We start from the raw sequence: 17,381 nt of genomic DNA on the forward strand, positions 1-17,381 counted from the left end.
CACACGCTGCTCATGCGACCCCAAGGACTCAAGTTGCCAGGCTTTCCGGTTTTGACGATTTCCAAGCGCCTCCGAACGCTGGCGGGCGCCTGCCTGCTTGCGCCCTGCCTTGCATTTGCCCAGTCGCCCCTCGACAGCGAAATCGCGCAGATCCGCGAACTGGTGCGTTTCGTTCCCGAAAAGGCCCTGGTCCAGTTGCAGCAGATGGAACCGGTGGCGCGCTCCGCCCCGCCCCTGACCCGCGCCGAATTCCTGGCCCAGCTCAGCCTGACCCACCGCAGCCTGGGCAAGCATGACGTGGCGCTCGCGCTGGCCGAAGAACTGCATGACTTCGGCCGTGCCCAGGACAACAAGATCATCATCGCCAAGGGCTTGCTGACCAAGGCCTACGTGCGCTCGGCGATGAACGAGCGCCAGGTGTCGCACGAACTGGCGTTCGAAGCGGAAAAGCTGGCCAGCGACACCAACGACATGTTGCTGCGCGTGCAGTCGACCATCACTGCCGGCCAAAGCTACGCTGAACAGGGCAATTATCCCGTGGCCCTGATTCGCCTGCAGTCGGCAGTGGAGCTGGCGCAAAAGGTCGAGAGCGACAAGGTACCGCTGGCCAGCGCGCTCAATGCGCTCACCCTGTTCTACACCCAGGTGCGCGAATACGACAAGGCGTGGGAAACGCTGGGCGAAACCTTCGAAGTGTCGGAGACCCTGAATTCGCCGGGTCGCATGGCGATCGCCAACAACACCGAATATGGCCTGGCGGTCGACACGCAGCAATACAAGCGCGGCATGCGCGCCCTGCTGGCCAACCTGGACCTGACCCGCAAGCTCGGCGCCAAGCGCATGATCGCCACCACGCTGGTGAACCTGTCCGATATCAACCTGAAGCTGCACGATTTCCCCGCCGCGCTGCGTTTTGCCAACGAAGCTTCGGCCGCCGCGCGCGATGCGAACGACGATGCCAACGAAGCCACGGCGCGCATCAATGCCGGCCAGGCCTACATGGGAACCAACAAGGTCGCGGAAGGAAAGAAGTCCTTCGCGCTCGGCATGGCTTATTACGAAAAGACCGGCGACAAGCCCGAGCTGCAAGCCCTCCTGACCGAATACGGCGAAGCGCTGGAACGCGTGGGCGACTACCAGGGTGCGGTGGAAGCCTACCATCGCGAACGCCAGATCTCGAACGAATTGTTCGAGTCGCAGCGCAAGAAGACCATGTGGGAGCTGCAGGAAAAGTACGACACCGAAAAGAAGAAGCGCCAGATTGAACAGCTATCGCACGAAAACCAGGCCAAGGGAGCGGAGCTGACCGCGCGCCGCCTGCAGCAGCGCATCTGGTGGCTGCTGGCGGTGGTGTTCGCGCTGGCTGCCGTGATTGTCGGCCTGCTGTATCGCAAGGTACGCCAGGCCAACGCCCAGCTCGAGGTGAAGAACCTGGAGTTGAAGGCGCAAAGCTCGCTCGATCCGCTCACGGCGCTGTACAACCGCCGCCACTTCCAGGAATACATGCGCACGCATAACCAGGTGGAGCGGCGCGGCGCCAACGGTGAAGACATCGTCGGCGCCCTTTTCCTGCTGGACGTCGACCACTTCAAGCACGTCAACGACACCTACGGCCACGCCGCCGGCGACGCGGTGCTGAAGATGATAGCCGAGAGCCTGCGCATCGCGCTGCGCGAGACCGACATGATCGTGCGCTGGGGTGGGGAGGAATTCCTGGCCTTCCTGCCGGCCATTCCGCGCAACGGCGTGGATGAAATCGCGCGCCGCATCCTGAGCTGCGTGTCGTCGCAGCCGGTGCCGTTCCAGGACCACATGATCCACGTGAATGTATCGGTCGGCTTTGCGCCATTCCCGCTGGCGCCGGGCGGCCTGCCGCTGCCTTGGGAACGTGCGGTCAACCTGGTGGACATGGCGCTGTACCTGGCCAAGGCCCATGGCCGCAACCGCGCCTACGGGGTGCGCGGCTTCAGCAACTTCGAACAGACCTCGATGGAGGCCATCGAGCAGAACCTGGAGCAGGCCTGGCGCGCCGGCTTTGTCGACCTGACGCTGGTGTTGGGCGGCATGCCCGACGAGCCGCCGCCTTCCAATGTGGTGCCGCTGAAGAGCAAATCAGGGAACTAGTTCTTTTCCTTGCGCGCCTCGCGGGCCGACTCCTGCATTTCCTTGCCAGCCTGCTCGACTTTTTCGCCGATTTTTTCGGTGGCCTTGTTCAGCTTTTCGCCAGCCTGCTGGGCCGCCTGGTCCAATTTCTCGCCGGCCTGGCCCAGTTTTTCTTCAGCCTTGCTGGCCGCCTGGTCCAGCTTTTCGCCTGCCACGCTGGCGGCCTTGTCGATCTCGCGGCCGGCCTGTTCCGCCGGACCGATGCGCTTGTCTTCCGGTTTCTGGCAACCGCCCAGGGCCAGCGCCAGCGTTGCAAACAGCACGGCAATCATGCTTTTCATGGTGTCTCCTTTCCTTCCAGCATAGTGAAAATGTTACGCTAGAATACTCCAATGGACGCGCACATTCCCATCCTTAAGCGGGCGGGCATGGTGCTGGTGGTGCTGGGCACCTGCGACCTGCTGGCCATCCGGTCCGGCCTTTTCCTGCTCGGTGCGGCAGCCGGTATCGGCTTGCTGTCCGGCAGCCTGCACATGGCGTCGCTGGTGCGCTGGGGGGCCGCCTTTGCCCTGTGCGCGCTGGGCGTGATGATGCTGGCCTGGCCCCTGATGCAGCCGGTCGACCTGACCCTGACCCAGCTCAGGCTGCAGCCGCGCATCCTCCCCTCCCTCGTCACCAGCGCAACCTGGCTGTTGCTGCTGCACTGGCTGTACCGCACCCTTGGCGCGCCCGCTGTTCTTGCCGCGCGCCGCGCCGCCGGCCACAAGGCGCGCCACATGGGACTGGCGGCCGCCAGCGGCGCCGCGCTGTCGCTGATGCTCTGCGTCGCACTGTCGCTACTGCTGCATGGCGATGCCGCGGAACGCGCAAGGCGCGCGGCCGAACGCCAGTTCGGGCCCGACTACCGCTATCACGTGGCAGCGCTGAAGGTCGACGGAAAACGCGTGGAAGGGCTGGTCACCGCGTGGAATGGCAACGAGATCCGCCACATCCCGGTGGCGTGGCAGGAAGATGCTAACGGCGACCGATGACGAAGGCGCCGACCAGCGCCGCCACGCCGAACACCAGCAAGGTGCTGCAAAACGCCAGGTTGAGGAACTTGGAAAGGTTCAGCACCCCGAGCACGGCGGCGGCCAGGAAAGCCAGCCCGAAGAACAGCAGCCAGCCGGCCGTGTCGGCAGCCGGCAGGTCGGCGCCGCGCGCTTGCACATGGCGCATGAAGGAACGCCGGATAGCGTTGGATGCCAGCAACACCAACAGGAAAACGCCACCTGCAGCTAAAAGATTTACCTGCATCTGCCCTCCAATGTTTGGCTTTGGGCTGATGGTAGCACCGAGTCTTAATCGGCGACGATCTTTTTGGGCGGCGGTGGCGGAGCGAAGGCGACGTTATCGCCTTCCGGTGCGGAATCCTGGGCGTCTGAAAACTCGAGCCAGCGATCCAGGCTGGCTCGGCGGCGGATGGTGATGCCCTTGTTGCTGATGTAACCGATCTGCTCGAAGTTATCCAGCTTGCACACCATCTTGGAGGTGGTGGGCAGGTTGTCGCGCAGGCGGTCGTAAGCCTTGCGCGCCTTCTGCTCCCACTTGGCCAGGGTTGGCTCGTTGAAGCGGTTGCTTTCGTAATAGATGGTCAAGGTATGGTCGTGATTGCCGAAGCCGACGACCGCCGCGCCCTTGCGGACAGCGGACAGGATATCTTCCTTGATATTGGCGGTCGGGACGAAAATGGCCGCACGGCTATCCGTTTCATCGGGCCGCTGGAGCGGCAAGTCCTGGCCAAACTGTACACCCATTGATGTTTCTCCCCGGCTATATTCGTCCGATTCTACCTCGCGCCCCTTCCCGGTTCAAGCGGCGGCACGCCGTATAATGCGCATGCCTCATCCTCTTTATAGCCTGATAATGACCGCTTTTCCACCTGCCGCCCGCGATACGGCAGCCCGCAATGTACGCGACCTGCTTGCCCACGCCATCGAATACGCCGTGCCGCAGCAGGCTTTGCTGGTGTTCGACCAGCGCAGCCCGCTTTCCATGGTGCTGGCGGACGCCTACCGCGCGGCCCTGCCGGAGGGCCGTTTCATCGACTTCGACACGGTGCAGCCGGCCGACGTGCTTGCGGCTTTCGAGCAACTACGGGCGGGCGACCTGGTGGTGCTGGTGCAAACCACCAGCTTCCGCCTGAACGAATACCGCATCCGCATGGAGCTGTTCAAGCGCGGCCTGAAGGTGATCGAGCATATGCATTTGTCACGCATGCCGGACGGGCAAGGCCTGGTCTATATCGATGCGCTGGCCTACGACCCGGCGTACTACCGCGGCGTCGGCCATGCTTTGAAGACCCGCATCGACCGCGCGCAATCAGGTGTGGTGGAAAGCGGCGGCGAACGGCTGGTGTTCGCCTCCCCGTTTGAAGAAGCCAAGCTGAATATCGGCGACTACAGCGCCATGAAGAATGTGGGCGGCCTGTTTCCGATCGGCGAAGTGTTCACCGAAGCGCAAGACCTGGAAGCAGTCAACGGCCGCGCCAAGGTCTTCGTGTTCGGCGACACCACTTTCCACGTCAACCGCCCGGCCACGCCGATCACCATGATCGTGGAAAAAGGCCGCGTGACCGGCGCCGAGAACAGCACGCCGGAGTTTGACAATATGCTGGCAATCATTCGCGCGCATGAAGGCGAAGTATGGGTGCGCGAACTCGGTTTCGGCATGAACCGCGCCTTCTCGCGCGAGCGCACAGTGGACGATATCGGCACCTATGAGCGCATGTGCGGCATCCATCTCTCGCTCGGCGCCAAGCATGGCCAGTACCAGAAGCCGCAGTTCAAGCGCAAGGACGCCCGCTACCACGTCGACGTCTTCGTCCAGACCGATGCGGTCTACCTCGACGACGACCAGGTCTACCGCGACGGCGGCTGGGCGCCTGCTTCCTGAGGCAACCACTGCCAGTTGGTGATGGCGCGCAGCAGCCACTCGGCGGGGCCGTAGGTGTAGTGCTTGAGCCACCAGGCGCTGAGGGCCATTTGCGCGAGATAGATCGCAGGCACCAGGGCAAGAACGGCGATCGGCGGGAGTTCATCGCACAGGCGCATGCCGTAACCGGTGAACAGCAAGGCCATGACCAGCGACTGCATCAGGTAATTGCTCAACGCCAGCTTGCCCATCGGCGCCAGCGCCGCGATCAGCCGCGCGCCGCGACGGCTCTCGAACAACAGCATCAGGACGACCACATAGGCCGCGGTCAGGATCGGCGCCGTCAGGTAGCTGAGCGCCGTCGAGAATATCATCAGCACGCCGCCCGGCGCGAACTCGGAAGCAGCCGCATACAGCAAGGCGCCAACCAGCCCGAACGTGGCGGCCAGGCGCAGGATCGGGCGCACCAGCTGCTCGATTGATCCGACACGCTCAAGCAGGTGCGCACGCCCCGCTCCCAGCCCCAGCAAGAACATCGCCAGCGCGCTCGGCCCCTGGCCAAACATCAGGAAGGCCACAGTCGACGGAAATTCGTCCATGATGAATGCCTGCGTGCTGCGGGCATCGCCATGGAAGGCGGCCAGCTTGGCAAAAACAGCCTTCAGCTCCGGGGGGCCCGCTTGCGGCGAGAGCATCACAACAACGCCCAGCACGACCAGCATGAAGGCCGCCAGCATCAGCAACAGCGCAGCACATTCGGCCGAGCGCCACCTGCGGCCATCCCACTCACGGCCATACCAGACCAGCAGCAAGAAACTCAGCAAACCATACAGGTGCAGGATATCGCCATAGAACAGGAAACAGCCATGCAATCCGCCCAACAACAGCAAGCCTGCCGCCCGGCGCAGCATGCGCGGCCGGAATGCGGCGCCTGCACGCTCGGCGGCCCAGGCCTGGAGCATGAAGCTGTAGCCAAACAGGAAAGAGAACAGCAGGTAGAACTTGGCTTCGAACAGCAGCGCGACGATGAAGCGCACCGCCATATCAAGCGCGCTCGCATAGCGCGGGTTGTTCACGCCGGAGGCAAAATAGGGATCGGCGAACGACCAGATATTGACGGCCAGGATGCCGAACAGCGCAAAGCCGCGCAAGGCGTCGACATTGAGCAGGCGCTCCTTGCTTTCCCTCATCGCAGCCCCAGCTCCTGCCACGTCGGCAATTTATTGACCCGTCTCGTGCGCAGGAAAAATGCAGCCATCAGCAAGGCCAGCGCCAGGCCAAACAAAGCACCGGACAGCAGGACCGAATTTTTCACAACCAGTCTTTGCGCTGTTCCAAACGCCATACCCAGGGTCGCGACAGCGCTGTAAGCCAGCCAAAACACCAGTAGATTGACGTGGAAAGGAGCAAACAGCGGTGGCGGAACCCGGATGCCAATGCGCCACATCATCCGATGTAACAAAGGCAGCAAATCCCGGCTGGGGAAGCCTGCGGCCTCCAGCAATTCAATTGCGCGCTCATGTCGTGAATTTTTCATCGTCGGATTGTCGCATCAGGGTTACAAAATAAGCAACCCCGCATCCGCCAAGGCTTTGTCCCAAGGGGGCGCGGGCTGGTACTCCGCCACCAGGAAATCGATCAGCGCCCTCACCTTCGGCGATAGCTGGCGCGTGGCCGGATACAGGGCGCTCAAATGGTTCAGGGGCAAGTCCCAGTCGGCCAGCACCGGCACCAGCCGCCCTTCGATAAGGTCGCGCCAGGCCAGGAAGGTTGTCGTATAGACGATGCCCAGCCCGCGCAAGGCCGCATGCTGCAGAACCAATCCGTTATTGGCGGTGAAAGCCGGCGTCACGCGTACTGTGGCCTGCTCCTCGCCGCGAGCGAAGTGCCAGGCGATACCGCCGGTGAGGTGGCTGAAGTGCAGGCATTGGTGGCGATGCAGGTCTTCTGGAATTTCAGGCCGGCCTGCCCGCGCCAGGTAGGCCGGCGAGGCGCACAGGATGCCGCGGCAAGGCGCCAAAGGCCGTATTGCCAGCGCGCGGCTGTCCGGAATCCCGCCCACGCGGATCGTCAGGTCGAAGCCGTGTTCGATCGGATCGAGCAGTGCATCGTCCACATGCAGCAGCGGCGACAACTGCGGATGGGGCAAGCTAAAGCGCGCCACCGCATCGGCCAGCCATTCACTGCCGAAGCTGGACGGCGCCTGTATGCGCAGCGGCCCTGCCAGCTCGACGCCGGCATGCGTCACCACCCGCGCCGCTTCCTGCGCCTGCAGCACCGCCAGCGCGCAAGGCTCCAGGTAGGCCTGCCCGGCATCGGTCAGGCTCACATCGCGCGTGGAGCGGTGCAGCAGGCGCGCATTGAGCCGTTCTTCGAGCGCAATCACATGCTTGCTCACCATGGCGCGCGTCATGCCCAGCCGGCGCGCGGCACCGCTGAAGCTGCGCTGCCGCGCCACCTCCACAAAGATTTCCATTGCCTTGAGCTGGTCCATGGCTCGATTGTCTCCATTTCAGAGACAATGTGTCAACCGTTTGCACATTGTTGGCATCCAATGACTTCCCTACAATGACCTAAGTTAAGAAAAGGAGCGCCACATGCTGACCGATGCCCAGAAAGCCCAATACGCCAAGGATGGCTTCATCGTCATCCCCGGCTTCAAGACCGCGGAAGAAATCGCCGCCCTGCGCGCCCGCGCCGCACAAGTCGTGAACGACTTCGACCCGGCCGTCGCGCAAGGCATCTTCACCACCAAGGAACAGGAGAAGAAGGCCGACGACTACTTCCTCGGCTCGGACAACACCGTGCGCTGCTTCTTTGAAGAAGAAGCCTTCGGCCCGGACGGCCAGCTGAAACAAGCCAAGGAACTGTCGATCAACAAGATCGGCCACGCCATGCACGACCTGGACCCGGCCTTCCGCGCGTTCACCGCCGATGCGCGCCTGGAGCAGATCGCCCGCGATATCGGCCTGGCCGAACCGCAGGTCTGGCAATCGATGTACATCTTCAAGCAGCCCGGCATCGGCGGCGAAGTGCGCTGGCACCAGGACGCCACCTACTTCGACACCAACCCGATCAGCGTCACCACCTTCTGGTTCGCGCTGGAAGACGCCACCCTGGAGAACGGCTGCATGTGGGCCGAACCGGGCGGCCATCGCTCGCCGCTGCGCGAACGCTTCATCCGCGAAGGCGACCAGGTGAGCGTTGAAAAGCTGGACAACACGCCATGGCCGACCGACGCCACCGCCGTGCCGCTCGAATGCAAGGCCGGCTCGCTGGTCTGCTTCCACGGCCTGCTGCCGCACTACAGCGCGCCGAACCGTTCGCCTGTTTCGCGCCACGCCTACACGCTGCACGTCACCGACGGCCGCGCCGAGTACTCCAAACGCAACTGGATCCAGCGCGATGCGTCCTTCCCCGTGCGAGGCTTCCTGTGAAAATCAGCATCTTCGCGCCGCACTGGGGCAGCAACGACTTGCCGCCCGACGTCTTCATCGCCAAGGTGAAAGAGGCCGGCTTCGACGGCATCGAAATGTCGCTGCCGCTGGACCGCGCGCAGCGCGACAACTGGGTCTACAAAATCGCCAACGCCGGACTGGACCTGATTGTCGCTCAATGGGAGACAATCTTCCACAGCGACTTCGACGCGCACAAGCAAGCGCTCGGCGAACTGCTGCGCAATGCCTGCGAAGTGCAGCCAGTGCTGGTCAACTCGCACACCGGCAAGGACTGGTACACGCCAAGGCAAAACGAAGAACTGATCGCGCTCGCCGCCGGCATTTCGAAGGAATATGGCGTGCCGGTGGTGCATGAGATCCACCGCAGCCGCTTCAGCGGCCACCCGATGCTGCTGCTGCCCTACCTCGATCGCCTGCCGCAGCTGCACCTGAACGCCGACCTTTCGCACTGGTGCGTGGCCTGCGAATCGCTGCTCGAAGACCAGGAGCTGACACTGGCCAAGGTACTGCCGCGCGTGCGCCACATCCACGCGCGCGTCGGCCACCAGCAAGGCCCGCAAGTGGCCGACTTCCGCGCACCGGAGAATGCCGATGCGCTGCAGGCCCACCTGTCCTGGTGGGACCGCATCATCGAACTGCGCCGCAACGATGGCGCCGAACGCATGACGCTCACACCGGAATTTGGACCGGCCCCTTACACCTTCACCTTGCCTTATACTGGCCAGCCAGTCAGCAATGCGTGGGACCAGAACGTGGCGATGCTGGACCTGCTGCGCAAGCGCTATTGCAAGTAATGCCGTTGGCGGAATGGGCCGGACATGAAACGCATTTTCTCCGCTTTGATCCTGATGGGATGCTGCCACGCCGCGGCCGCGCTTGCGGACGACTTCCCGGCCAGCTACATCCGCGCCCAGCTGCTGAAGGCAAACAATCGCGTCGACGTCGACCTGGCCGCCCTGGCCCCAGGCAAGCCGGTCAAGGTCGATTATGTTGACGCGCCCGTGTGGATCTACCGTCGCACGGCCGAAGACCTTGAATATCTGCGCGGCGGCCCGACGACGCAGCTCGCCGACCCGGAAGGAAAAAACTGGGCTGAGTCGATCGCCGCCTCCAACCAGACCTCCGCCTCGTCCGCGTGGACGCGACTCTTCATGTTCGGCCAGCCGCCGATAGAAAAGACACGCTATCGCTCATTCAAAGACGAATACCTGGTGATTGCAGCATGGAGTCCGCACTCGGGATGTTCGCTGCAATTCCAGGAGCCCGATCGCCGCCAGGAGAAGCAGGCGCTGTTTCTCGATCCTTGCCGAGGCGCCAGGTTCGATGCTGCAGGACGCGTGCTGAACGGTGAGCTCTACACCCCGCCCGGACAGCCAACGGAAAACACCCGGTACAACCTCTTCGTGCCCCCACACTATTTCGTTTCAAATTCACGCCTGACGATAGGCCTGCAGGCTGGAGCATCCCTGCCTGAATTCGACGCAGCAACGCTCCGGAACTATCAAGGTATGGATCACAATGAGCGCCTGGCCGCCGCTGCTGCCTACAACGATATTGCGGAGGTACGGAAAGCCTTGAAAGCCGGTGCCAACGCCAGCGCTTACGTCCCCGGAAAGAGAAACCCCTTCGACGCTGCGATCGTCGGCGGCAGCATGGAGATTATTCAACTGCTGGTCGCGAATGGCGCCCGCCCCACCCCGAACTCCCGCAATGCCGCCACCTTCGTGAAGCGGCAGGAGGTGCTTGAACTGATCGACCGGCTCGAAAAACGCTAGAAGCAGAGCCCCGCGCGGCACATCCACGGGATTGGCGATTTTGCAATTAACTGGCATACTTTAAATTGCAAATCCGCAATAATTAATCCCGCACAATGCGTGTCGTGCCTTTATGACTTACACCAACAGGACCATTCCCGTCTTTCTCGGAACCACCGCCGCTCTCGCCCTCCTCAACATCCTGGGCACCATCGCCGTCAATGCCTTGGTCTGGATCGGCATGAACCAGGGAACAGACCTGGGCCAGGCAATCACGGCCGCAGTCGGAAACCCCTGGTATCAGAAGGCTTCGATCGCTACGCAAATTTTCGCCAGCATCATCGGCGGCTACATGACCGCTTCATTGGCTGCCAATCAGCGCTACCTGAACGCCGCGATTGTTGGAGCGCTGCAGAGCGCATGGTTTGCCATCTTGCATACCTTCCCCATTCAGGGTGCGGAGTTCGACATAATTTCAATCATCATCTGGTTCGTGCTGCCGCTGCCGGCTTCCGTCCTTGGCGCACTCTTTTACACGCTGCTCCTGGTGCCAGGTCCGGCTTCCCAACACAACATCAGCACGGAGAACATCAATGGATAAAGCAGGGTTCTGGAACATCATCGACAAGTCGCGGCACGCCGCCGGCGGCGATCCGGAGCGGCAACTTGACACGCTTGGTGAACTGCTCGCAGAGATGTCGCCCGAAGAAATCGTGTCCTTCGACCGTCATTTGTCCGAGTACCATGCTCGGGCCTACCATTGGGACCTTTGGGGCGCGGCCTACATCATTGGTGGAGGATGCTCGGACGACGGCTTCCTTGATTTCAGGGGCTGGCTGATTTCCCGGGGCGAGAAAGTCTACGAAGCCGCAATGTCCAACGCCGATTCGCTTGCAGCGGTCGTGGAGGACCATGATGGCGAGTGCCAGGTCGAGGGCTACCAGTACATCGCCTGGCAGGCCTGGGAGGAAAAAACTGGCAAATCGTACGATGACTTCCCCGAGCACGACCTGCCAAAGGGAGGCGAAATTGAAGGCTCGCCATGGGAAGAAGAGGACCTGGATGCCCGGTTCCCCGAGCTTACCAGGAGGTTCGGCTGATAGTAATGTCAAGGTGAAATGATGCCCTGGCTGGTCCAAACCTTCGCTCTTCTCTGCGCTCTCGCCTCTGTCCACGTCGCCGCAACAGCGCTGGCGGCGCACTGCGCCAGCATCCCTGTTCGCAAGGTCTCCTTCGGAACAGGGGCAGCGATACGCGGAAAGCAGCTACTCGCGATCGCCACTTTCGTTGGGGGGAAATGATGGGAGTTGAATATCGCCACTTCTTCGTAGTGGATCAGGAGAACTGGCATCCTGAGCAGGACACGTTCGAGCGCGTGAACAAGGTGCTCGGATCTTGGGGCCTTAACGACGAGCTGTTGGAGATCGTCGACCTCACGTCCGGAAAGCAAAGCCGGACCACCGATGCAAGCATTCCGAAAGGCCTTGCGGGCAAAGTGTTCAAGTTCGCAAGCCCAAGTGGGGGGACAGTCGCTCGCCTTGCGGGTCCTTCTTTCCATGATTGCGAGGACGAGGAGCGCTATCTTTCGGAGATCCTCGTCATAGTTGGCGAGGACTACAGGATTCAGTGGAGCTGTGAAGGGCTTTTCTTCGAGCTGCTGGAGGCGCCCACCATCGCTTACCAGGACGAAGAACCATATGGGACGGCCTACGCCGAGTCATTCCCGTCCACGAATACGACAGCGCCGAAGGTAAAGCTGCACGTCGAGGATTACGCGAAGGAGCATCTCGCTTCAACGGAATGCAAAGGATATTGGCGCGCGGCGGTAATCTTCGACTTTGGCAAGGACCTGCCCACGTTTGCCGATGAAATTCGCTCCTTGCCAAACCGCGAATTTGTCGAGGCGCTGCGAAACGCCTTGCGCGCGCAATCGATTATCGAAATTGGAGAGTTCTACTAGATATCGGTGGTTTCATCGCTCATATGCAGCGTTCCTTTCAACCAGCCTTTCAAGTTCCATACAAAACATGCCCTACCCTACTGCCCTGGAATACCGCGTATGGTGCCATCCGGAGCGCAGCGCCCCGGACGCGCCGTCGAACCGGCTTGAAATCCTGCGAGGACGCGCTCCACGGAGCAGGAAATGCTGACCATCGCTGTATTGCTGCTTTTCTTCACAGGCATCGCACACTCTTACCTGGGCGAGCGCTATATCCTCATGCGCCTCTTCAAGCGCGACAACCTGCCCCAGCTCTTCGGCGGAACCCACTTCACAACCGGAACACTCAGATTTGTCTGGCATCTTCTCACCTTGGCCTGGTGGGGGATCGCGGCGATTGTTTTACTGGCATCGGGAAAGCCGGTCGAAACCAGGACGGTTCTTCAGGTCTTTAGCATCGTCGCAATGGTATCCGGCCTGTTCCCTCTCTACTTCACCCGCGGCCGCCACCTTTCCTGGATGGTCTTCTTCGCCGTCGGTGCCCTTCTCTGGCTAGGCGCCCCATGATGACAGCCCTCCTCCGCAATTTCCAGCGGTCCTGATGTTGCGAAAACCGCGCAATGCGAGCGGATAGATTCCGCCTCACTTATACTAGGGCGCACCGTCTGCCTGAAGAAGCCCTATGATCACCTGCTACCTTCGCTACATCATCGATCCGTACAAGCTCAAGGAATTTGAACACTACGGGAAAATCTGGATTCCGTTAGTCGAGAAGTTTGGCGGCGCGCACCATGGCTACTTCATGCCTTCCGAAGGCGCGAACAACGTCGCACTCGCGATGTTCTCGTTCCCGAGCCTTGCGAAGTATGAGGAGTACAGGATCAAGTCCCTTGAAGACCCGGAGTGCCAGGCTGCCTTCAAGTATGCTGAAGACACCCGTTGTATCGTCAGTTACGAACGAAGCTTCTTCCGCCCGGTTTTCGCTTGAAAGGCGCTCACGCACAATGGAAAACGAGCTCGATCGATTGGAGGCGATGTTTCGCGCACGGCCGGCTGATCTCACCATCGCTCAGCGCCGGGAGGCATGTGATGCCTTGGCCGGCCTCTATCCGACTGCCGCGGACGTCAGCGTCGCTCCCGTCATGGCGAACGGCGTTCCCGCCGAATGGACCTTCACTTCGGACGCGCGCGAAGACGGCGTCATCCTCTACCTGCACGGCGGCGGCTTCGTATGGGGTTCCCTGGAAAGCCACCGGCATTTTGTCAGCGAACTGGGTCGCGCGGCGGAAATGAAGACCTTCGCCCTGGACTACCGGCGCGCTCCCGAATTCCCCTTCCCTGATGCGCTGGATGATGCCGTTAACGGATACCAGTATTTGCTTGATCGGGGAATGCAGCTTACAGTGGCAGGCGATAGCGCTGGCGCCGGCCTTGCCATCGCCATGCTGGTGCGTTTGCGGGAATTGGGCCTGCCCCAGCCGGCGAGCACGGTCCTGTTCTCGCCCTGGGCCGACATGACCATTGCGGCAGGCAGCTACGCACGAAACGCCGAACGCGACCCGGTGCTGAACCGCGAACTCATGCTGTTCCTGGCCGAGCAATACCTCGGCGACCGGCCGCGGAACATGCCCCTGGCTTCCCCTGTTTTCGCCGATCTGCGCGGCATCGCCCCGCTCAACATCTTCGTCGGCGCCACTGAAGCGCTGCTCGATGATTCCATCGCCCTCGCCCGTGCGGCCACCATCGCGGACGTACGCGTGCGGCTCGAAATATGGCCGAAAATGTTCCACTTCTGGCCCAACTATTACCAGGAACTGATGGAAGGCAAACAAGCCCTGGACATGGCGGGGTCGATCCTGCGTGATGCCATGCTGGTGAAGTGATCAGCTAGCCATTCGCTTGCCGAAGCGTGAACTGGCGGAACCGCGACTTCACCTGGCCGGCCAATTCGCCGTGCAAAACACCCTCGCTGGCGGAATTGATCAAGTCCTGGCTGCGGCAGCCAACCGAACGGAAATCCTGCAGTGCATACGCCTCGCAGCCCATGCCGGAAATCTGCTCCATCAACGCGGCCAGGTGCCGGGGTGTAGTCAGCTTGGGATGGATCGTGGTCCTGAATTCGTACGGAACGCCGCTCTCGATGACAAGGCGGGCGGCGGTGCGCGCTGCTTGCGCGCTGCCGCTGACGCCAGTGATTTCATCGTAGGCCTCGAATGAGGTCTTGATGTCGAGGCCGACCCAGTCCGTCAGCGGGAGCACCTGCTTCAGGCGCTCAGGATAGATGCCTGCGGTGTGCAAGCCCACCTTGAAGCCGAGCGCTTTCACGCTGCGCATCGCGTCTTCCAGCGCCGGATCGAGGGTCGGCTCGCCGCCGGAAAACACCACGGCGTCCAGGAGCCCTGCCCTGCCGGCGAGAAAAGCGAGCATGTCGCGCCAAGCGATCGCCGGCGCAACGTCCCTGGGCTGCAAGTGCGGGTTGTGGCAGTACCCGCAGCGCCAGGGACAGCCCTGGACGAACACAACGGCTGCCAGCTCGCCGGGATAGTCGGTCGAGGTAAACCTGGCGTAGCCGCCGACCTTGAGCTCCCTGTCAGCCATTGCTCCGGCGCTCGACGAAATAAGTGCGCTCATTGAATTCCCCCTTCTTGCCAACGTTGAAGGACGAGTACGGGCGGTGATACCCCATTACACGCGTCCAGATTTCGCAAGGCTGGCGCTCTGCGTCGGTGAGGGCGATTTCCTGGTTTGGCTGCTTGGCGGTCATGCCTATCTCCTTAGTCAAGTGAAAGTTCGCGCGTCTTGCGCGCAAGGATGTCCTCATCGCATTTCGGACAGAATTCGTGCTTGCCGCTCAAGTAGCCGTGTTTCGGACAGATCGAGAACGTCGGCGTCACCGTGATGTACGGCAGGCGGAAGTGCGTCAGTGCGCGCTGCACCAGGCGGCGGCAGGCATCGGCGCTGGATACCTGCTCGGTCATGTACAGGTGCAGCACGGTGCCGCCTGTGTATTTCCGTTGCAGCTCGTCCTGCCGCTCCAGCGCTTCGAACGGGTCATCGGTGAAGCCCACCGGGAGCTGCGAAGAGTTGGTGTAGTAAGGCATTTCCGGCGTGCCTGCCTGCAGGATCGACGGCATGCGGGCACGGTCCTCCTTGGCAAAGCGGTAGGTTGTGCCTTCGGCCGGCGTAGCCTCGAGGTTGTACATATGCCCTGTCTCTTCCTGGAACTCCAGCATGCGGGCGCGGATGTGATCGAGCAGGCGTATCGCCAGCGCGGCCCCGGCTTCGGTGGTGATGTCTTCCGTGTCGCCGCTGAAGTTGCGCAGCATTTCGTTCATGCCATTCACGCCAAGCGTGGAGAAATGGTTGCGCAGCGTGCCGAGGTAACGCTTGGTATAGGGGAACAGGCCGCCATCCATCAGGCGCTGGATCACCTGGCGCTTGATCTCCAGACTGGTCTTGCCCAGTTCAAGCAGTTCGTCCACGCGTGCAAACAGCGCCGCCTCGTCGCCTGCATACAGGTAGCCAAGGCGGGCGCAGTTCAACGTGACCACGCCCAGCGAGCCGGTTTGTTCGGCCGAGCCAAACAGGCCGTTGCCCCGCTTGAGCAGTTCGCGCAGGTCGAGTTGCAGGCGGCAGCACATGGAGCGGATCATGTTCGGCTTGAGTTCCGAGTTCACGAAGTTCTGGAAGTAAGGCAAGCCATAGCGGGCAGTCATTTCGAATAGCAGGTCGGCATTCGGGCTGTGCCAGTCGAAGTCCGGCGTGATGTTGTAGGTCGGGATCGGGAAGGTGAAGGCGCGGCCTTTGGCGTCGCCGCGCATCATCACTTCGATGTAGGCGCGGTTGATCATGTCCATCTCGGCCTGCAGGTCGCCGTAGGTAAACGGCATCTCTTCGCCGGCGATCACCGGCACCTGCTCCTGCAAGTCTTCCGGACAGGTCCAGTCGAAAGTGAGGTTGGTGAAAGGCGTTTGCGTGCCCCAGCGCGAGGGGACGTTCAGGTTGTAGACCAGTTCCTGCATGGTCTGCAGTACCTGTTCATAGCCCAGCCTATCCTTGCGGACGTAGGGCGCCATATAGGTGTCGAAGGAGCTGAAAGCCTGTGCACCGGCCCATTCGTTCTGCAAGGTGCCAAGGAAGTTCACGATCTGGCCGGCGGCGCTGGAGAGGTGCTTCGGCGGCGCCGATTCCACCTTTCCCGGCACACCGTTCAGGCCTTCGTTCAGCAGCGTGCGCAATGACCAGCCGGCGCAATACCCGGCCAGCATGTCGAGGTCATGGATGTGGATATCGGCATTGCGATGCGCTTCGCCGACCGTGCGCGGGTAGACGTGGTCGAGCCAGTAGTTGGCGACCATCTTGCCGGAAATGTTGAGGATCATGCCGCCCAGCGAATAGCCCTGGTTGGCATTGGCGTTCACCCGCCAGTCGAGCTGCTGGAGGTATTCATTGATCGAGGACTCCACGTCCACGGTAGTCTTGCGGGCAGGGTTCATTATTCTCTTTAACTACATGTTGTGCTGAGATGGATATTACACACTAAATGTAGTGAACAACGACTTGACGGCACAGACTTTTGATTTCCTTGATCTGGTTTAAATTTGATAAGATTCGTGCAAATTTCGCCTATACCATGAAACGAGCACTCTTCATCTGCACGCAAAATCGCTTGCGCAGCCCGACAGCGGAGCATGTATTCGCGAGCTGGCCCGATGTGGAGACCGATTCCGCAGGCCTGGGCAATGACGCCGACGTCCCCCTGTCGAGCGAGCAGATCGCGTGGGCCAACATCATCTTCGTGATGGAGAAGACTCACCGCAACCGCCTCTCCCGCGATTTCAGGGCGCACCTGAACGGGAAGCGCGTGATTTGCCTCGACATTCCTGACGACTACGAATACATGCAGGCCGAACTGGTTCGGCTCCTCGAAGCCAAAGCCGGCAAGTTCCTGCGCTGATCCTGGAATGACGATGCCTACCAAAAGCGTTGATGACTACGAGATTGAGTACACCGGCGAACTGCTTGAAGGCACGGAGCAATGGGGCGCCTACGTCTCCATCTTCGCCCCTTCCGCGAACCCGATGCATATGACCCATATCTATCCGAAGCGACGCGTGTCGGCAGACCAGACCTTTCTGGACCAGCATGCCGCCGAAGGCGAAGCGGAGCGTGCTGCATTGAAAATCCTGGAAGGCTTGCGCACCTGACTTCTGG

At 61.5% G+C, this 17,381-nt stretch carries 23 protein-coding genes; 14 read left to right on the forward strand and 9 right to left on the reverse strand.

Annotated features, from left to right (window positions below):
* Nucleotides 1-51: 51 nt before the first annotated feature.
* Nucleotides 52-2,124: a GGDEF domain-containing protein gene (locus ACN9MY_RS25950; RefSeq protein WP_426164220.1), complete on the forward strand. Its 2,073-nt coding sequence runs from the start codon at nt 52-54 to the stop codon at nt 2,122-2,124.
* Here ACN9MY_RS25950 and ACN9MY_RS25955 read toward each other — a convergent pair.
* Complete coding sequence (locus ACN9MY_RS25955) at nt 2,121-2,444, reverse strand: hypothetical protein (RefSeq protein ID WP_426164222.1); 324 nt, start codon at nt 2,442-2,444, stop codon at nt 2,121-2,123. The genes ACN9MY_RS25950 and ACN9MY_RS25955 overlap by 4 nt on opposite strands.
* Nucleotides 2,445-2,495: 51 nt before the next feature.
* On the opposite strand from ACN9MY_RS25955, the gene ACN9MY_RS25960 reads away from it, so the two are divergent.
* Entirely contained in the window at nt 2,496-3,134 is a 639-nt protein-coding gene (locus tag ACN9MY_RS25960; RefSeq protein WP_426319082.1) for a hypothetical protein, read from the forward strand.
* Here ACN9MY_RS25960 and ACN9MY_RS25965 read toward each other — a convergent pair.
* Complete coding sequence (locus ACN9MY_RS25965) at nt 3,118-3,399, reverse strand: hypothetical protein (protein ID WP_426164226.1); 282 nt, start codon at nt 3,397-3,399, stop codon at nt 3,118-3,120. The genes ACN9MY_RS25960 and ACN9MY_RS25965 overlap by 17 nt on opposite strands.
* A 44-nt stretch (nt 3,400-3,443) precedes the next feature.
* Nucleotides 3,444-3,899, reverse strand: coding sequence for a hypothetical protein (locus ACN9MY_RS25970; protein WP_426164228.1), 456 nt, complete (start codon nt 3,897-3,899; stop codon nt 3,444-3,446).
* A 109-nt stretch (nt 3,900-4,008) separates the two neighbouring features.
* Here ACN9MY_RS25970 and ACN9MY_RS25975 point away from each other — a divergent pair, with 109 nt between their 5' ends.
* A complete protein-coding gene (locus ACN9MY_RS25975) occupies nt 4,009-5,037 on the forward strand; it encodes a hypothetical protein (RefSeq protein ID WP_426319083.1) in 1,029 nt (342 codons plus the stop codon).
* Here ACN9MY_RS25975 and ACN9MY_RS25980 read toward each other — a convergent pair.
* Genes ACN9MY_RS25980 through ACN9MY_RS25990 form a run of 3 tightly spaced genes read right to left on the reverse strand, consistent with a single transcriptional unit; the run spans nt 5,004 to nt 7,510 of the window.
* Nucleotides 5,004-6,206: a DUF418 domain-containing protein gene (locus ACN9MY_RS25980; protein WP_426319084.1), complete on the reverse strand. Its 1,203-nt coding sequence runs from the start codon at nt 6,204-6,206 to the stop codon at nt 5,004-5,006. The two genes, ACN9MY_RS25975 and ACN9MY_RS25980, sit on opposite strands and share 34 nt — an antisense overlap.
* Entirely contained in the window at nt 6,203-6,553 is a 351-nt protein-coding gene (locus ACN9MY_RS25985; protein WP_426319085.1) for a DUF6404 family protein, read from the reverse strand. The genes ACN9MY_RS25980 and ACN9MY_RS25985 overlap by 4 nt, the downstream gene beginning before the upstream one ends.
* A 21-nt stretch (nt 6,554-6,574) precedes the next feature.
* The gene (locus ACN9MY_RS25990) at nt 6,575-7,510 is read right to left on the reverse strand and encodes a LysR substrate-binding domain-containing protein (protein ID WP_426336344.1); all 936 of its coding nucleotides are present in this window, start codon (nt 7,508-7,510) and stop codon (nt 6,575-6,577) included.
* Between the two features lie 103 nt (nt 7,511-7,613).
* On the opposite strand from ACN9MY_RS25990, the gene ACN9MY_RS25995 reads away from it, so the two are divergent.
* The 9 genes from ACN9MY_RS25995 to ACN9MY_RS26035 all read left to right on the forward strand — a co-directional run bounded on the left by ACN9MY_RS25995 (nt 7,614) and on the right by ACN9MY_RS26035 (nt 14,050).
* Nucleotides 7,614-8,453, forward strand: a complete 840-nt coding sequence (locus ACN9MY_RS25995) for a phytanoyl-CoA dioxygenase family protein (RefSeq protein ID WP_426336345.1) — start codon at nt 7,614-7,616, stop codon at nt 8,451-8,453.
* Nucleotides 8,450-9,268 carry a sugar phosphate isomerase/epimerase family protein gene (locus tag ACN9MY_RS26000; RefSeq protein ID WP_426336346.1) on the forward strand — a complete coding sequence of 273 codons (819 nt, stop codon included), beginning with the start codon at nt 8,450-8,452 and terminating at the stop codon, nt 9,266-9,268. The genes ACN9MY_RS25995 and ACN9MY_RS26000 overlap by 4 nt, the downstream gene beginning before the upstream one ends.
* A 24-nt stretch (nt 9,269-9,292) precedes the next feature.
* A complete protein-coding gene (locus ACN9MY_RS26005) occupies nt 9,293-10,249 on the forward strand; it encodes a hypothetical protein (RefSeq protein WP_426336347.1) in 957 nt (318 codons plus the stop codon).
* Between the two features lie 112 nt (nt 10,250-10,361).
* On the forward strand, nt 10,362-10,829 hold the full coding sequence (locus ACN9MY_RS26010) for a hypothetical protein (protein ID WP_426336348.1): 468 nt from the start codon (nt 10,362-10,364) through the stop codon (nt 10,827-10,829).
* Entirely contained in the window at nt 10,822-11,328 is a 507-nt protein-coding gene (locus ACN9MY_RS26015; protein WP_426336349.1) for a DUF4240 domain-containing protein, read from the forward strand. The genes ACN9MY_RS26010 and ACN9MY_RS26015 overlap by 8 nt, the downstream gene beginning before the upstream one ends.
* Before the next feature lie 197 nt (nt 11,329-11,525).
* Nucleotides 11,526-12,188: a hypothetical protein gene (locus tag ACN9MY_RS26020; RefSeq protein ID WP_426336350.1), complete on the forward strand. Its 663-nt coding sequence runs from the start codon at nt 11,526-11,528 to the stop codon at nt 12,186-12,188.
* 183 nt (nt 12,189-12,371) lie between these two features.
* The gene (locus tag ACN9MY_RS26025; RefSeq protein WP_426319089.1) at nt 12,372-12,734 is read left to right on the forward strand and encodes a hypothetical protein; all 363 of its coding nucleotides are present in this window, start codon (nt 12,372-12,374) and stop codon (nt 12,732-12,734) included.
* A 115-nt stretch (nt 12,735-12,849) separates the two neighbouring features.
* A complete protein-coding gene (locus tag ACN9MY_RS26030) occupies nt 12,850-13,155 on the forward strand; it encodes an NIPSNAP family protein (RefSeq protein ID WP_426336351.1) in 306 nt (101 codons plus the stop codon).
* 16 nt (nt 13,156-13,171) lie between these two features.
* On the forward strand, nt 13,172-14,050 hold the full coding sequence (locus ACN9MY_RS26035; protein ID WP_426336352.1) for an alpha/beta hydrolase: 879 nt from the start codon (nt 13,172-13,174) through the stop codon (nt 14,048-14,050).
* A gap of 4 nt (nt 14,051-14,054) precedes the next feature.
* Here ACN9MY_RS26035 and ACN9MY_RS26040 read toward each other — a convergent pair whose 3' ends face one another.
* Genes ACN9MY_RS26040 through ACN9MY_RS26050 form a run of 3 tightly spaced genes read right to left on the reverse strand, consistent with a single transcriptional unit; the run spans nt 14,055 to nt 16,663 of the window.
* Nucleotides 14,055-14,798 carry an anaerobic ribonucleoside-triphosphate reductase activating protein gene (locus ACN9MY_RS26040; protein WP_426336353.1) on the reverse strand — a complete coding sequence of 248 codons (744 nt, stop codon included), beginning with the start codon at nt 14,796-14,798 and terminating at the stop codon, nt 14,055-14,057.
* Entirely contained in the window at nt 14,758-14,931 is a 174-nt protein-coding gene (gene nrdD, locus ACN9MY_RS26045; RefSeq protein ID WP_426336354.1) for an anaerobic ribonucleoside-triphosphate reductase, read from the reverse strand. Before nrdD ends, ACN9MY_RS26040 begins: the two co-directional genes overlap by 41 nt.
* Before the next feature lie 10 nt (nt 14,932-14,941).
* Entirely contained in the window at nt 14,942-16,663 is a 1,722-nt protein-coding gene (locus tag ACN9MY_RS26050) for a ribonucleoside triphosphate reductase (protein ID WP_426336355.1), read from the reverse strand.
* A gap of 137 nt (nt 16,664-16,800) precedes the next feature.
* Here ACN9MY_RS26050 and ACN9MY_RS26055 point away from each other — a divergent pair, with 137 nt between their 5' ends.
* Nucleotides 16,801-17,124 carry a low molecular weight protein tyrosine phosphatase family protein gene (locus tag ACN9MY_RS26055; protein WP_426164274.1) on the forward strand — a complete coding sequence of 108 codons (324 nt, stop codon included), beginning with the start codon at nt 16,801-16,803 and terminating at the stop codon, nt 17,122-17,124.
* A gap of 13 nt (nt 17,125-17,137) precedes the next feature.
* On the forward strand, nt 17,138-17,374 hold the full coding sequence (locus ACN9MY_RS26060) for a hypothetical protein (RefSeq protein ID WP_426319094.1): 237 nt from the start codon (nt 17,138-17,140) through the stop codon (nt 17,372-17,374).
* Nucleotides 17,375-17,381: the final 7 nt, after the last annotated feature.

The sequence above is a fragment of the Pseudoduganella sp. R-31 genome, assembly GCF_049913235.1.
In the GTDB taxonomy this organism is placed as follows: Bacteria; Pseudomonadota; Gammaproteobacteria; order Burkholderiales; family Burkholderiaceae_D; genus Rugamonas.